This is a genomic window from Pseudoalteromonas sp. BDTF-M6 (assembly GCF_018334135.1).
Taxonomy (GTDB): domain Bacteria; phylum Pseudomonadota; class Gammaproteobacteria; order Enterobacterales; family Alteromonadaceae; genus Pseudoalteromonas.
The window spans coordinates 20,215-35,224 of record NZ_JAGXTQ010000005.1; the positions used below are offsets into that span (position 1 = coordinate 20,215).

Consider the following 15,010-nt stretch of genomic DNA (forward strand, 5'->3'; position numbering starts at 1 on the left):
TTTTATGCGTTTAAATTGCTGTGCTCAGCGCTTATTGAGCCCGTGGGTGCGAATGCTGTTAAGCAGCGCCCGGTTACAGGGCAACTGGGTACAGAGGTGTTTGCCCTTAGCGACCAAGGCCTCTTGTAACTGGGTGCTTTGGCCGCAATCAATGCGCATCGGGCTGTGGCTTAAATCGGTTTTAAAGTCCATGCCGTACAACACATAAAGATAGTTCTCTAAGCGAAAGGCATCAAAGCCCTGGTTAAAGTCATAATGGCTGGGCAGATGATGACGCCAATGGGTCAGTTTTTGTGCCAGCCCCGGGGGCCAGGTGTTGGGGTTGCGATTATCACGCCAAAATGCGTTGTCATCGCGATTGGAAATGGCGTAGTGCAGCTTTATAAACTGGATCACGCTGTCCCACATGGCCCCGACCCGTTCATTAAAGCGCTCACTAAGCGCAGCCATGTCATGTTGGTTTGTTGGAAATTGACTGGCCAGCAATTTGGCGGTGGCATCGAAGACTAACAGGCCGGTGGCCTCAAGGGGCTCGACAAAGCCCTGCGCTAGGCCAATGGCAACACAGTTTTTATGCCAGAACTTTTGCCTGTACCCCACCGGCATGGCTATTTCTCTGGCCTCGACCTTATCTTCATCCATGCCTAAATAGTCCGCTAGCTGTTTGTGCGCCTGCTCGGTGCTGATATAACGGTCGCTAAACACATGACCAACGCCACGGCGGGTGGGCAGGGCGATATCCCAGATCCAACCGGCACTTTGTGCAGTCGCCAGGGTGCATGAAGGCAGCTCGGCTTGAGGGTCTTGATGAGGCACCTGAATGGCTAGGGCCTTGTTCACGAACAAGATGTCGCTTTTGTCGACAAAGGGCACCTGCATGGCCTGACCAAGGAGGCGGCTGCTAAAACCGGAGCAATCAATATAAAGGTCGGCGCTGTGGGCCCGGCCCTGATTATCGATCAGTGCCTTGATGGCGCCCGTATCATCCAACTGCACCTGCTCAATATGCACTGATTGGTGATTTACACCTAGTTGCTCACGACCCTGTTTCGCCAATAAGGCGGCGAATTTAGCCGCATCCAGATGGTAGCCGTAGGCCATCTGGCCCTGATATTGAGGGCAACAGATGGTTTTCGGCGCCAAACCCTGATCGCATATCTGCGCCTGAGTGCCGACCTGATGAGCAAACTTGCGTGTTGGGTCGAGACACCAGGCGGCGAGGTTATCCTTGTTTAGCAAGGGATAATCAAAGGGGTGGTAATAATAATGCGGTTGCTCGTTCTGCGGCTGCATCCAGTTGTTAAAGCGTATTCCTTGTTTAAAGGATACATCACAGGCGTTGATAAACTCCGACTCGCAGATGCCAAATTCTTTTAGGGTGTGCACCATCAAGGGAACCGTGCCTTCGCCCACGCCTATGGTTGGGGTATCAGGCGACTCTAGCAGGGTGATTTTAACGCCACCTTGGTCGACGCCTTTAAGTTGAGTGGCCAAGTGATTGGCGCTTAACCAGGCGGCGGTGCCGCCACCGAGAATAAGCACAGAACGAATTTGGGTATCTTGCATTCGAATCCACCTCTTTATGATAGCGCTGTCATTATAGCCTTGTTGGCTTTTTAATACACCTTATTAACAACTTTGACCCTCGTCTAACCCGGTGGCAAAAACAGAAAGTGAGGGAAAATTTACGGTGGTTTTTCACTTATCTAAAATGAAATCACAACATTACGCGTGCTCAATGTGGGTATTTTAAGGGCAAAATATCAGCATCATTGCGGCTTTTTTGTCGCCTTGGCTGGCTAGGTTTGATTACCTTTGGCTTTCCTGGAAGCCTTATCTGGCCTTGTGTTAAGGGCAAAAAATTTGCTAGTAAAAGGGCTGAGGATGTCACTTAAAGACAAGAATGAGAACACCGTCATATCTTAAAAAGTTGAAGCGAAAAAGGGACATGAAACTTTAATGTATTTTCGCTTTCTTTTTGCCAGTAAAACCGATAGCCTTAGGCCACAACAAGTAATAAATACGTAAATAGTATGGAGCAGTATTATGGCGGAGCAACAAGTACAGCCTTTGCATAACGAAAAGCATGCCAACACCAAAGTAAAACATGGCCTGAACATCGAATTTTTAAAAACTCAGCATTTAGTGCCAGTTGTGGCGCACGAGTTTGGCCGTATCGCCAATGAATTCCCAATGGCATTCGTAAAGAACAATGAATCTGGTAAATTCCAAGCGGTTGCCTTATTCGGTCTTGAGCCAGGTGAAAACCTATTTATCAAAGACGACCAATGGCAGGCAGGTTTTGCCCCGCTAGCGGTTACTCGCTACCCACTAGGTTTGGTTAAGCACCCTGAGCAAGAGCAATATGGTGTTGTTATCGACGAAGCCAGCCCGCTAGTAGGCGAAGAAGAAGGCAATGCCTTGTTCGAAAATGGTGAAGAGACGGATTACCTTAAGCGTCGTAAAGAAGCTCTGGTTTCTTTCATCGAGTTCAGCGGCGTAACCGATGCCTTCACTCAGTACCTTGCCGATAAAGAACTATTGGTAGCGCAAACGCTAACGGTTGATATCAAGGGTGAGAAAAAAGACATCACGGGTATCTACTTGGTGGATGAGAAGAAACTGAACGAGTTAAGCGACGAAGACTTCCTTGAGCTACGTAAGCGTGGTTACCTGGCGCCTATCTACTCTTTCTTAACCTCGACTCATCAGGTTGCACGCCTAGCACGTTTAAAAGCAGAGCGTGATGCATAAGAGAATCGTTTAAAGACGAACTGAAAAAGCCCGGTCATAACCGGGCTTTTTTGTGCCTGGCTGGTTACTAATTCGGCTGTTAACCATGTTGGACGAAAGTTTTACCTTTTTATCCTTGAGTAACACCCGTCCTTGTGAAAAAATTTGAGTTTATTTTATGACCCCCAATAACGCAGACACGAGGATACGATTATGCGCATTATCTTATTAGGCGCACCCGGTGCTGGTAAAGGCACGCAAGCTCAGTTTTTAATGGACAAGTACGGCATTCCACAGATTTCTACCGGTGACATGCTACGTGCTGCTATTAAAGAAGGCACGCCGCTTGGTTTAGAAGCGAAGAAAGTGATGGATGCGGGCCAACTTGTGTCTGACGATATTATCATCGGTCTAGTAAAAGAGCGTGTTGCTAAAGCCGACTGTGAAAATGGCTTCCTACTAGACGGTTTCCCGCGCACCATCCCACAGGCTGATGCCATGAAAGAAAATGGCATTGCCGTTGATCATGTTATCGAGTTTGATGTTGCCGACGAAGTGATCGTTGAGCGCATGGGCGGTCGTCGTGTACACCCAGGCTCAGGCCGTGTTTACCACGTGGTTTACAATCCACCTAAAGTGGAAGGTAAGGACGACGTGACCGGCGAAGACCTAATTATCCGTGATGACGACACCGAAGAAACGGTACGTAAGCGCCTGGCCATTTACCATGAGCAAACCAAGCCACTGGTTGACTACTACCAAGGCGAAGCGCAAGCGGGTAACACTCAGTACCACAAGTTAAATGGTACCCAGGCTGTTGAAGCCGTTAGCCAGCAACTCGCTGAGCTACTAGGTTAAACGCCTAAACAACAAAAACCGCCGTCAGGCGGTTTTTTGATCCTAGCGATGCTTTTATGGGTATAATCAACATCCTAACAACGAAAGGAAAGTGAGTTTATGTCTTTAGCTTTGACGCAGCCAGCCAGTCGTTATGGTGTGTTGTTGGTCAATTTAGGTACCCCGGACGCGCCAACGGCCTCTGCGGTGCGCGCCTACCTTAAAGAGTTTCTCTCCGATACCCGAGTGGTGGAGATCCCGCCGCTGGTGTGGTCCGTCATCCTCAACGGTATCATTTTGCCCATCCGCTCGGGCAAGGTAGCCAAGGCCTATGAGTCTATCTGGCAAAGCGAAGGTTCGCCGCTGCGCGTCATTACCGAGCGTCAGGCAAAGGCGCTAAAGCAAGCCATTGAGAGCCACAGCGGCCAGTCAATTCATGTGGATTATGCCATGACCTATGGCCAGCCCAGTATTCAAAGCAGAATTGATGATATGCAGGCTCGTGGCATCGACAAGATTGCGGTCTTGCCCTTGTATCCCCAGTATTCGGCAACCACCACCGCCGCGGTGTTTGATAAGCTGAACCGGCATCTTGCCAAGGTGCGCAATATTCCCGAGATCCGCTTCCTGAAGCATTATTATGAGCGCGACAGCTATATTAATGCCTTGGCCGGGTCCATTGCTAAATACCGCCAAACTCATGGCGAGGCGGACAAGCTGATCTTCTCTTTCCACGGTATTCCTAAACGCTGTGTTAATAAGGGCGACCCCTATTATGAGCATTGCAAGTTCACCGCCGAGCGCTGCGCACAAAAGTTGGGACTGAGTGATGAGCAATGGCTTATGACCTTTCAGTCGCGCTTTGGTAAAGAGGAGTGGTTGCAACCCTATACGGATAAAACCTTGACCGAGTTAGGCCAGGCCGGAGTGAAGAAGCTGCAGGTGGTGTGCCCGGCGTTTGCCGCCGATTGTTTGGAAACCCTGGAGGAAATATCGGTGGAAAATGCCGAGATTTTCACCGAGGCCGGCGGTAAGCATTTAGGTTATATCCCAGCTCTGAATGATGATGCCGAGCATATCGAACTGTTGGTCGAGCTCGCCTATTCACAGTTGCAAAACTGGTGAGTTACTCAGGCAATAAAAAAGCGCCCGAAGGCGCTTTTTTATTGCCTGATGTTTTACAGCGAATCTAGCGCGGCGATGGCTTTTTTGTAGTCCGGCTCTTTTGAGAGTTCACTGACCAGCTCCTTGTAAATAATTTTGTGCTCTTTATCGAGGACAAACACGGCACGGCTTAAAATACCCATGTCTTTAATGAGTAAGCCATAGTTCTCGGCGAAATCACGCCACACCGCATCCGACAGGGTTTCCAGCTTGTCTATGCCTTCGGCGGCACAATAGCGTTTTTGGGCAAAAGGCAGATCGGTACTGATGGTCAGCATGGCAACCTGCGGATAATTGGCCGCCACTTGCTCGTTAAAATGCTTGGTTTGTATGCTGCACACACCCGTGTCCAAGCTTGGCACCACGCTTAGCAGCACCGCTTGCTGTTTATAATCGCCCAGGCCCTTGGCCTGAAACGTATCGTCAACGACACGAAAATCCGGGGCTTTTTGGCCTACGCTAACACCGTTACCAAGCAGCACGACGGGCTTGCCTTTGGCGGTGACCTTATTGGCATCCAGGGTGTTGATGGTGCTGCTTTGCTCTGCGAAGGCGCCGTAGCTGACACTGGATGCCAGTAGAATAGCGCTAAACAATACTTTATTTATCATACTCTTGCCTTAGTTTAAAAATGTATGCCGTTATCTTTGTCGATAGCGTCAGTCTATAATTAAATTGAGTTTACTAGTTAATTTTAATACCATTATCAACGGTTAGCTTTTGTAATATAAGCAAAAAACATTATTTTTTCATTTCCCCTCTCAGACCTTGGTATCAGGTATTCTAAGTCATGAAAACGCCAGTATTGATCTGTGATGACTCCGGCGTGGCCCGGCGACAGCTCGCTCGTTCCTTTCCTGTAGACTGGGACGTGCAACTTATGTACGCAACCAATGGCCAAGAATGCCTTGCTCTATTAGAGACCGCCAATCCCGAGGTTTTATTTCTCGATTTAAATATGCCGGGCATGGACGGCTATCAGGTACTGCAGGCCATACGGGAACGCCACCTCCAGGTCATAGTGATCATCGTATCCGGTGATATTCAACCCAGCGCTTTAGCTCGGGTACGTGAGCTCGGGGCAGTCGACTTTGTTGCTAAGCCCTGCGACAGCACCAAGTTGGCCCAGATCATCGATCGCCATGGCATAAAAGACAGTGCCCGGCGTCGACGCCTGGCGTTGCAGTTGGGCGAATGGCTCGACCCGCAGGTACGCGATGTCTATCAAGAGCTGACCAATGTCGCCATGGGCCAGGCCGGTGATTTACTGGCCCGTTTGCTCAATGTCTTTGTCACCTTGCCGATCCCCAATGTCAACATCTTGGAAGTCAATGAGTTGGCCATGGCATTGCATTCAATCGATCATAATGCGGCCACCTCGGGGATTTGCCAGGGCTTTATTGGTGGCGGTATTTCCGGTGAGGCGCTGCTGTTGCTCAATGACTCCAGCTTTAAAGAAATCGCTGCGCTCATGAATTATGGCGGTGAGCTTAACGACGCGGTGGAGTTGGAGCTGCTGATGGACGTTGGCAACATACTTATCGGTGCCATGCTAACTGGGTTGGCAAAGCAGTTGGATGTGCATTTCTCCCAAGGACATCCCGTGGTCTTGGGGCAGCATAGCCAGGTAGCCGAACTGGTAAGAGCGAATCGCAGCCGCTGGCAACGCACCTTAGCGATCGAAATTAGCTATGGCATAGAAGATCATGACATTAGTTGCGACCTTATGCTGCTGTTCACCGAAGACTCGCTTAAGACACTGAAATACAAAGTCGAATATTTACTGGAAGACTGATTATGCCTGCAGCCGATTACAAGATGCACGAGGTTCACTGGTTGTTGGATATGTTCAACACCGTAGACGTTGGCCTGGTGGTGCTCGATAGACAATATCGGGTTTGTAGCTGGAATGGCTTTATGGAAAATCATTCCGGCTTGTTGCCAAGCGCGGTGCAAGGCAAGGAATTATTTGAGGTCTTTCCCAGCATTGATGAGCACTGGTTTCGCACCAAAACCGAGTCAGTGTTTGTATTAAAAAACCGCTCTTTTACCATTTGGGAGCAAAAGCCTTATATTTTCCGCTTTAAGAACTATCGGCCGATCACCGGTAAAGCGGATTATATGTATCAGAACGCCACCTTTATTCCACTGACCAACACCCGTGGCGAGGTGACCCATATTTGTGTGATTATTTATGATGTCACCGACGAAGCGGTCAATAAGTTAGAGCTTGAAGAGGCCAACAGGTTACTGGAGCAGATCAGTCGCACCGACAGCCTGACCCAGTTACCAAACCGAGGCTTTTGGGAAGAAACCCTGGATAAGGAGTTTAAGCGCTTAAAGCGTAACGGTGGTTGTGATTCCCTGCTGATGTTCGACATCGATCATTTTAAAGCCATTAACGATACCTACGGCCACGCCAGTGGTGATAAGGCACTGCAGCACCTGGCTGCATTGCTAAAGGGGACGCTGCGCGAAAGTGATATGGCGGCCCGCTATGGTGGGGAAGAGTTTGTGGTGATCTTATACGATACCGACGCTCAAGGTGCCCTGGTGTTTGCCGAGCGACTTAGACAACTGATAGCCAGTACCAAGGTGGTCTTGGAGGAGGTGCAATTGAGTATGACCATCAGTGCCGGTATCGCTCAATATCGCAGTGGCTTTTTACATTACCCGCAGTGGATAGCGGCCGCTGACAAGGCGCTTTATCGCTCCAAGCTAGCCGGCCGCAATCAAACCACACTGGCCGATGATTAACGCAAGAACGCTTTAGCTTTCCAGATCCAGCTCGGTGGCGGGACAGCTGCTTAACTTTACTATGCTGCCGTCGGCGTTTTCCTGCTCAAGACGCACCGGAAAGCCCCATAATCTGTGCAGGTGCTTTAGTACCTCGTCCTTGGAGTCGGCCAATGGAATGCCGAGATGGGGAATGTAGCGCAGTGTCAGAGACCTATCACCACGAATATCTATGTCATAGACTTGAATATTGGGCTCATGATTACTGAGGTTGTACTGGGCCGAGAGCGATTGGCGAATTTTTTGATAACCGCTCTCATCATGGATCGCTGAGACTTCCAAATGCGGCTGTTGGCTGTCATCGACAATGGAAAACAACTTAAATTCACGGATCAGCCGTGGCGATAAAAACTGGCTGATAAAGCTTTCGTCTTTAAAGTTCTGCATCGCAAAGTGCAGGGTCTCCAACCAATCGCTCCCCGCATATTCTGGAAACCACTTGCGGTCCTCGTCATCCGGGTTTTCACAGATCCGACGAATATCCACCATCATGTTAAAGCCCAATGCATAAGGGTTGATGCCGGAGTAATAATTACTGTTGTAGGGCGGTTGGTAGATAACATTGGTATGGCTTTGCAGTACCTCTATCATAAAGCCGTCCGTTAATTTGCCCTCGTCGTACAAATGATTGAGCAGGGTATAGTGCCAGAAGGTGGCCCAGCCCTCATTCATGACCTGGGTTTGTTTTTGCGGGTAGAAGTACTGAGATATTTTGCGCACTATGCGCACTATCTCACGCTGCCAAGGCTCCAGCAAAGGGGCATTTTTCTCGACAAAATAGAGAATGTTTTCCTGGGGCTCCGAAGGAAAACGGGGGCGTTTTTTGCGTTTTTGCTGCTCGTTGGTGGGAATGGTACGCCATAGCTCATTGACCTGAGATTGCAGATACTCGGCCCGCTCTTGCTGGCGCTTTTGCTCTTCATACAGGGAGATTTGCTGTGGTCGTTTATATCGGTCGACGCCATAGTTCATCAGGGCATGGCAGGAGTCAAGAATGTCTTCCACTTCATCGATGCCATGCTTTTGCTCGCACTCGGCGATGTAGTTTTTGGCGAACAGCAGGTAATCGATAATCGAGCCGGCATCGGTCCAGGTTTTAAACAGGTAATTGCCTTTAAAGAAGGAGTTATGGCCATAACAAGCATGGGCCATAACCAGCGCCTGCATGGCCATGGTGTTTTCTTCCATTAGGTAGGCAATACAGGGGTTGGAGTTAATGACGATTTCATAGGCCAGGCCCATTTGTCCGCGGCGATAGTTTTGCTCCGTTTGAATAAACTTCTTGCCGAATGACCAATGGTTGTAGCCTATGGGCATGCCGACGCTGGAGTAGGCATCCATCATTTGCTCGGCGGTGATCACTTCAATTTGGTTGGGGTAGGTGTCGAGCTTGTAGTGCTCGGCGACCCGCTTGATCTCATCCCGGTACTGTTCCAGTAAATCAAAAGTCCAATCTGGGCCGTCACTTAAAGGCTTGGTCATAGTCGCCCCTTATGCTAAGCGCTTTGCGCCGTGGTGTTTGCACTTTTTTTAAAGAGTTCGCGGAAGATAGGATAAATGTCTTCCACCGAGGTAATGTGCTTAATGGCAAAGTTACCGAATTGGGCCGCCAGTTGCTCATACTCGCGCCACAGACTCTGATGGGCGCGATTGGTGATCTCCACATAGGCGTAGTAGCGCACCATGGGGAGTATCTTGTTGCTTAGTACCTCGGCACATTGTGGCGAATCATCGGCCCAGTTATCGCCATCCGAAGCCTGAGCGGCGTAGATATTCCACTCGCTGGAGGAGTATCGCGCGGCAATGATCTGGTGCATCAGCTTTAGGGCACTGGAGACTATGGTGCCGCCGGTTTCTTGAGAATAGAAGAACTCCTGCTCGTCGACCTCCTTGGCCTGAGTATGGTGGCGTATATAAACCACTTCGATATCCTTATAAGTGCGAGTAAGGAATAAATAGAGCAAGATGTAAAAGCGCTTCGCCATGTCCTTGGTAGCCTGATCCATGGACCCTGAGACGTCCATTAAGCAAAACATCACCGCCTTGGAGGTGGGGTGGGGCCGCTTTTCATAATTACGAAAACGCAGATCATAGTTATCGATAAAGGGCACCGCTGAAATTTGGCGCTCCAGTTCCTCTATCTGTATGAGCAACTGGTTGATGCGGGTTTGCTCCGGCACAGGTTGTTGCTCTAAATGGATAAGCTCTTGTTTTAGCTCGGCTAGCTCGCGCTTTTTACCTGCGGTCATGGCCACCCGGCGGGCCAGTGAGCCCTGCAGTGAGCGGATTATATCTATATTGCTGGGCACACCATCGCTACAGAATCCGGCTCTGTGAGTACGCATCTGTACCAGCTTGTCCAGACTGTTTTCCTGTAAGTTGGGCAGTTCCAGGTCTTCAAATAACAGGTCAAGGTACTCGTCCTTGGAGATGGAGAACACAAAATCATCCGAGCCTTCTCCTTGATCGCTGGCTTCGCCTTCACCAGCGCCACCACTTTGCCCTGCGGGAGGGCGCTTGATCCTATCGCCAGCATTGAACTGATCATTGCCCGGGTGAACCTGCTCGCGAAAGCCGCCCTTGCCTTGGTGAAACAATGGCTCTTTGATGTCCTTGGCGGGAATGGATATGCTCTCGCCGCTGGAAACGTCGGTGACACTGCGTTTGTTTATGGCGTCTGAAACGGCTTCTTTAATTTGCTTTTTATAGCGTCGAATAAAGCGTTGACGATTAAGCGTGCTCTTATTCTTACCGTTCAGGCGCCTATCGATAAAGTGCGCCATAAAATTCCCCTCAACTTACTTCAAAGGCGTTACTGAGATTTGCGTACACGCAAGTACCACTCGGATAACAGCCTTACTTGTTTCTGGGTGTAGCCCTTGGCTACCATGCGATTAACAAAGTCTTCGTGTTTCTTTTGATCTTCCGCCGAGGTTTTGGCATTGAATGAAATAACCGGCAGTAAGTCCTCGGTATTGGAAAACATCTTCTTCTCTATCACGGTGCGAAGCTTTTCATAGCTGGTCCACAAGGGGTTTTTACCATTGTTGTGAGCGCGAGCCCGCAGTACAAAGTTGACGATTTCATTGCGGAAGTCCTTGGGATTGGAAATACCCGCGGGCTTTTCAATTTTTTCCAGCTCTGCGTTAAGGGCGGCGCGGTCAAACAACTGGCCGGTATCCGGGTCGCGGTATTCCTGGTCCTGAATCCAAAAGTCGGCGTAGGTAACATAGCGGTCAAAAATATTCTGACCGTATTCTGAGTAGGACTCCAGGTAAGCCGTTTGCAGCTCTTTACCAATGAATTCGACGTATTGTGGGATCAAATAGCCCTTAAGGTGCGATAAGTAACGCTCTTGTACTTCGGCGCTGTATTGTTCGCGCTCTATCTGTTGCTCAAGGACATAAAACAGATGCACCGGGTTGGCCGCCACTTCACTGTGGTCAAAGTTAAAGACCCGCGACAATATCTTAAAGGCAAAACGAGTGGACAGCCCGGTCATCCCCTCATCGACACCGGCATAGTCGCGATACTCCTGATAGGACTTAGCCTTAGGATCCGTATCTTTGAGGCTTTCGCCGTCATAAACCCGCATTTTCGAATAAATACTGGAGTTTTCCGGCTCTTTAAGGCGCGATAATACCGAGAATTTGGCCAGCGTCTCGAGCGTGCCCGGGGCGCAAGGCGCATCACTTAGTTCACTGTTTTTAAGCAATTTATCGTAAATTTTTACTTCTTCGGTAACGCGTAGGCAATAAGGAACTTTGACGATATAAACCCGATCGAGGAAGGCTTCGTTGTTTTTGTTGTTTTTAAATGTTTGCCATTCCGACTCATTGGAGTGAGCAAGAATAATACCGCTAAAGGGCAGCGCCGAGATGCCCTCGGTACCGTTATAATTACCTTCCTGGGTCGCCGTCAGTAGCGGGTGCAGCACCTTGATGGGCGCCTTAAACATCTCCACAAATTCCATTAAGCCTTGGTTGGCAAGGCACAGCGCGCCGGAGTAGGCATAGGCATCGGGGTCGTTCTGGGCAAAATGTTCCAGCTTACGAATATCAACCTTACCCACCAGGGCAGAGATATCCTGGTTATTCTCATCGCCAGGCTCGGTTTTGGCGATGGCGATTTGATTTAAAATAGAGGGGTAGCGTTTGACCACCCGAAACTGACTGATGTCGCCGTTGTATTCTTTTAAGCGTTTCGCCGCCCAGGGTGACATTATGGTGCGTAAATAGCGCTTTTTAATGCCGTATTCGCGCTCTAATAGGTCACCATCTTCCATGGCATTAAAAAGGCTCAGTGGATGATCATTAACCGGCGAGCCTTTTAAACAATAAATAGGGACCTGTTGCATCAGGTATTTCAATTTCTCGGCTATGGATGATTTACCGCCCCCAACCGGGCCGAGTAAATAGAGCACTTGTTTATACTCTTCAAGGCCTTGCGCCGCATGTTTAAGATAAGACACGATTTGTTCAATGGCATCCTCCATGCCATAAAACTCGCTAAACGCGGGGTAGCGGGCGATCACCCGGTTAGAAAACAGGCGACTTAGCACCGAATCTTGCGAGGTGTCGATCATCTGCGGTTCGCCGATGGCCGTCAACAGCCTTTCAGCAGCCGTGGCGTAGGCTGTTTTGTCTTGTTTGCACAGCTCTAAAAACTCGCTAACGCTGTATTCTTCTTCTTGGGATGCCTCAAAGCGAGATTGATAATGCTCAAATATTGTCATAGCGACCTCCAAGTAACCCGAAGCTGAGATGAAAAGGCAAAGATGCAACTCGGTTACTTAAAGCGTAGACAGTGTTAAAGAAATTTGCGAAATATATTAGGAATTTAGTCCACTGATTTGGCACTGGAGATGGACATAAAAAAAGCCCCGTTGTACACCGACAACAAGGCTTTTTTTGCCATTAAGTCAAGGTGAAATAAATTCACCTTAAGATTAATGTCTGGCGATTAAGCGGCGAAGTTTTGGTTCGCGAAATCCCAGTTAACAAGTGCCCAGAAACCTTTTAGGTAATCAGGGCGCACGTTACGGTAATCAATGTAGTAAGCGTGTTCCCACAGGTCTACTGTTAGGATAGGCGTTAGGCCAGCTTCAGTTAGCGGAGTTGCTGCATTTGAAGTGTTAACGATGTCTAGAGAACCATCGGCCGTTTTAACTAACCAAGTCCAGCTTGAACCGAAGTTGTTTACTGCTTTATCGTTGAATGCTTCTTGGAACGCTTCGAAAGAACCCCATTTAGCGTTGATAGCATCGGCAACAGCGCCAGTTGCTACACCACCGCCGTTTGGAGACAGGCTGTGCCAGTAGAAAGTGTGGTTCCAGATTTGCGCAGCATTGTTGAAAACACCGCCTTCTGATGAACATACGATCTCTTCTAGTGATTTACCTTCGAAATCAGTACCTTCGATTAAGCCGTTTAACTTTACTACGTAAGTGTTGTGGTGCTTACCGTGGTGGTACTCAAGAGTTTCTTGAGAAATATGCGGCTCAAGTGCATTGATTTCATACGGTAGTGACGGTAGTTCAAATGCCATGTTTTTCTCCATCTGTCTTTATTTGAAAAAGGGCTTTAGGCGGGCGCATGTTTGCGCTCGGTATACTGAAAGCCATTATAGTGGTACTATAATTCCCGAGTATTTTACTCAAGTTTAAACAAACAGCAACGCTTTAAGAAGTGTAAGCTATTCTCGCTTTTACCAATGTTAGCAAGCATGGCACGATTTTTCGTTAACTTTGCGGGAAAAATAGCCCGCGTGTTTGCCCAAGGAAACTATCAAGCGTTGGCCGTTTGCTTTAACATACCCTAAACATTGTGGTCGCGGTGGTGGTTTTCAATACAGACCAGCACCGAAAATAGAAATTGAGGTTGTTAATGGAAACCATTGATAAAATTAAACAGCAAATTGCCGAAAACCCGATTCTGCTTTATATGAAGGGCTCGCCTAAGCTACCAAGTTGTGGCTTTTCGTCTCAGGCAGCGCAAGCGATGATGTCGTGTGGTGAGCAGTTTGCTTATGTTGATATCTTGCAGAACCCGGATATCCGCGCCGAGCTACCTAAATATGCCAACTGGCCAACCTTCCCACAGTTATGGGTTGAAGGCGAGTTGATCGGCGGTTGTGACATTATTATCGAGATGTTCCAACGCGGTGAATTACAGCCACTAATCCAAGAAACTGCCGCTAAGTATAAAGAAGCGGACAGCGCTGAATAAACAAACGGATATCCCAGCCGGGTATCCCGTTGATAAACGCGAAAAATAATAATTAAGCCGGCATCCGCCGGCTTTTCTTTTGCTCTCCTTTCTATCTCGCCAGCATCTATTACACTTTCACCTAGGCATTCTTTGGCGAAAATGGAAACAGGTGATGTTCTCAGTACCAGGTCAGGGCATTGTGCTGCTACTGTGCACAGTGATTGGCTTCGCGGCAGGTTGGCCAACTAACAGCAAAGCTGCAGAAACGGCGAAGCAAGCGACTTTGGAATACCAGCTCGATAATCAAGATTATCGCTATCTTGGCACCTGGCAGGGCGCCATCTTGACCTTTGATGGTCGGCGGGAATCTAAGGTGGTGATCGCGACTTTGGACTGGCCTCCCTACATAGGCCGGCAAGAATGCCAAGGCGGCTGGCTGCTGCAATATATGGCGGCGGTGATGATAGAGGCCGGCTACAATCCCGAATTTCGCTTCTTACCCTGGGCACGCGCGGTGCGCATGGCTGAGTTGGGACATGTCGATATTCTCGCTCCCGAATATGAGATAGAAGCTTCGGCACCGTCCGATGTGGTTTTGGGTAATACCCGCTTGCAGCATCTGGCCTTGTCCGCTCCCTACGCCCACACTCCCGTGCATTATATTAGTGCCGCCGACAGCGAGCTCACCCAGGCGCCGGCTCCTCAGTCCTTGTCCAATTATGCCGTGGGCGTTGTACGCGGCTACCAAAATGCTCCCGAGGTGGACAAAGTGCTCGACAGTGGTCGCGTGATTGTGCAACAAGCCATAGACGACAGCCAGAACCTGCAATTGTTACTTTCGGGGCGAGTCAACCTGATCGTGGCCGAACCCCTGGTGATAAACACTCTGGCTGAGCGTCAGAATGTCGCCAGCGATGGCTACCGAGTCTTGCAACCGGCTATCACCGAGCAGCCCTTGTACTTTGCGTTGTCAACGGCGCGGCCTCAGTGGCAGCAACTCATGGCGGATATCAACCAGGCTATTAGGCAGGTGCATACTCACGCACTGCGTACACAAATCATGCACCGGCTTGCCCAAAGGTGTCCTGCTTCTATGTTAAACGAGTGATGAATACTCATTCTTAATTTGAATAGTTATGCGTTTTTGTGCTTTGTTTACGTTAACGTAAACTGCATCTTAACCTTGACGTTATTTGACGTTATTTGGCGTTTTTTTATTTTTGACACTGGTGTCATGTTAAAAATAACGAATATAAAGCGGATAAATGGTA

General features: G+C 49.0%; 13 protein-coding genes. 7 read left to right on the top strand and 6 right to left on the bottom strand.

Annotation, left to right across the window (positions count from 1 at the left end):
- Positions 1-24 precede the first annotated feature (24 nt).
- Positions 25-1,566 (bottom strand): tryptophan halogenase family protein, encoded by a 1,542-nt coding sequence (locus tag KD147_RS12415; protein ID WP_212548076.1) that lies wholly within the window; start codon positions 1,564-1,566, stop codon positions 25-27.
- Between the two features lie 480 nt (positions 1,567-2,046).
- Here KD147_RS12415 and KD147_RS12420 point away from each other — a divergent pair, with 480 nt between their 5' ends.
- From KD147_RS12420 to hemH, 3 genes are all read left to right on the top strand, one after another.
- Entirely contained in the window at positions 2,047-2,754 is a 708-nt protein-coding gene (locus tag KD147_RS12420; protein WP_105255083.1) for a SapC family protein, read from the top strand.
- Positions 2,755-2,946: 192 nt separating this feature from the next.
- On the top strand, positions 2,947-3,591 hold the full coding sequence (gene adk, locus KD147_RS12425; RefSeq protein ID WP_105255084.1) for an adenylate kinase: 645 nt from the start codon (positions 2,947-2,949) through the stop codon (positions 3,589-3,591).
- A 99-nt stretch (positions 3,592-3,690) separates the two neighbouring features.
- Positions 3,691-4,695, top strand: coding sequence for a ferrochelatase (hemH, locus tag KD147_RS12430; RefSeq protein ID WP_212548077.1), 1,005 nt, complete (start codon positions 3,691-3,693; stop codon positions 4,693-4,695).
- Between the two features lie 53 nt (positions 4,696-4,748).
- Here the strand turns inward: hemH and tpx are convergent, their stop codons facing one another.
- Positions 4,749-5,345: a thiol peroxidase gene (gene tpx, locus KD147_RS12435; protein ID WP_212548078.1), complete on the bottom strand. Its 597-nt coding sequence runs from the start codon at positions 5,343-5,345 to the stop codon at positions 4,749-4,751.
- Positions 5,346-5,524: 179 nt separating this feature from the next.
- Here tpx and KD147_RS12440 point away from each other — a divergent pair, with 179 nt between their 5' ends.
- Positions 5,525-6,529, top strand: coding sequence for a response regulator (locus tag KD147_RS12440; protein WP_212548079.1), 1,005 nt, complete (start codon positions 5,525-5,527; stop codon positions 6,527-6,529).
- Positions 6,530-6,531: 2 nt separating this feature from the next.
- Positions 6,532-7,491: a sensor domain-containing diguanylate cyclase gene (locus KD147_RS12445; RefSeq protein ID WP_212548080.1), complete on the top strand. Its 960-nt coding sequence runs from the start codon at positions 6,532-6,534 to the stop codon at positions 7,489-7,491.
- A 12-nt stretch (positions 7,492-7,503) separates the two neighbouring features.
- On the opposite strand, the gene KD147_RS12450 is transcribed toward KD147_RS12445, so the two are convergent.
- The 4 genes from KD147_RS12450 to KD147_RS12465 all read right to left on the bottom strand — a co-directional run bounded on the left by KD147_RS12450 (position 7,504) and on the right by KD147_RS12465 (position 13,077).
- Positions 7,504-9,012 (bottom strand): SpoVR family protein, encoded by a 1,509-nt coding sequence (locus tag KD147_RS12450; protein WP_212548081.1) that lies wholly within the window; start codon positions 9,010-9,012, stop codon positions 7,504-7,506.
- A gap of 14 nt (positions 9,013-9,026) precedes the next feature.
- A complete protein-coding gene (locus tag KD147_RS12455) occupies positions 9,027-10,313 on the bottom strand; it encodes a YeaH/YhbH family protein (RefSeq protein WP_212548082.1) in 1,287 nt (428 codons plus the stop codon).
- A gap of 29 nt (positions 10,314-10,342) precedes the next feature.
- Entirely contained in the window at positions 10,343-12,265 is a 1,923-nt protein-coding gene (locus KD147_RS12460) for a PrkA family serine protein kinase (protein ID WP_212548083.1), read from the bottom strand.
- 227 nt (positions 12,266-12,492) lie between these two features.
- Entirely contained in the window at positions 12,493-13,077 is a 585-nt protein-coding gene (locus tag KD147_RS12465; RefSeq protein WP_105255091.1) for a superoxide dismutase, read from the bottom strand.
- Between the two features lie 338 nt (positions 13,078-13,415).
- Here KD147_RS12465 and KD147_RS12470 point away from each other — a divergent pair, with 338 nt between their 5' ends.
- The gene (locus KD147_RS12470) at positions 13,416-13,757 is read left to right on the top strand and encodes a Grx4 family monothiol glutaredoxin (protein ID WP_105190364.1); all 342 of its coding nucleotides are present in this window, start codon (positions 13,416-13,418) and stop codon (positions 13,755-13,757) included.
- 154 nt (positions 13,758-13,911) lie between these two features.
- On the top strand, positions 13,912-14,847 hold the full coding sequence (locus KD147_RS12475) for a substrate-binding periplasmic protein (protein WP_212548084.1): 936 nt from the start codon (positions 13,912-13,914) through the stop codon (positions 14,845-14,847).
- Positions 14,848-15,010 lie beyond the last annotated feature (163 nt).

What these genes read in the sequence shown, in the direction of transcription:
- KD147_RS12415 (WP_212548076.1), bottom strand. Translation starts at nt 1,566, where the DNA reads ATGCAAGATACCCAAATTCGTTCTGTGCTTATTCTCGGTGGCGGCACC.
- KD147_RS12420 (WP_105255083.1), top strand. Translation starts at nt 2,047, where the DNA reads ATGGCGGAGCAACAAGTACAGCCTTTGCATAACGAAAAGCATGCCAAC.
- adk (WP_105255084.1), top strand. Translation starts at nt 2,947, where the DNA reads ATGCGCATTATCTTATTAGGCGCACCCGGTGCTGGTAAAGGCACGCAA.
- hemH (WP_212548077.1), top strand. Translation starts at nt 3,691, where the DNA reads ATGTCTTTAGCTTTGACGCAGCCAGCCAGTCGTTATGGTGTGTTGTTG.
- tpx (WP_212548078.1), bottom strand. Translation starts at nt 5,345, where the DNA reads ATGATAAATAAAGTATTGTTTAGCGCTATTCTACTGGCATCCAGTGTC.
- KD147_RS12440 (WP_212548079.1), top strand. Translation starts at nt 5,525, where the DNA reads ATGAAAACGCCAGTATTGATCTGTGATGACTCCGGCGTGGCCCGGCGA.
- KD147_RS12445 (WP_212548080.1), top strand. Translation starts at nt 6,532, where the DNA reads ATGCCTGCAGCCGATTACAAGATGCACGAGGTTCACTGGTTGTTGGAT.
- KD147_RS12450 (WP_212548081.1), bottom strand. Translation starts at nt 9,012, where the DNA reads ATGACCAAGCCTTTAAGTGACGGCCCAGATTGGACTTTTGATTTACTG.
- KD147_RS12455 (WP_212548082.1), bottom strand. Translation starts at nt 10,313, where the DNA reads ATGGCGCACTTTATCGATAGGCGCCTGAACGGTAAGAATAAGAGCACG.
- KD147_RS12460 (WP_212548083.1), bottom strand. Translation starts at nt 12,265, where the DNA reads ATGACAATATTTGAGCATTATCAATCTCGCTTTGAGGCATCCCAAGAA.
- KD147_RS12465 (WP_105255091.1), bottom strand. Translation starts at nt 13,077, where the DNA reads ATGGCATTTGAACTACCGTCACTACCGTATGAAATCAATGCACTTGAG.
- KD147_RS12470 (WP_105190364.1), top strand. Translation starts at nt 13,416, where the DNA reads ATGGAAACCATTGATAAAATTAAACAGCAAATTGCCGAAAACCCGATT.
- KD147_RS12475 (WP_212548084.1), top strand. Translation starts at nt 13,912, where the DNA reads ATGTTCTCAGTACCAGGTCAGGGCATTGTGCTGCTACTGTGCACAGTG.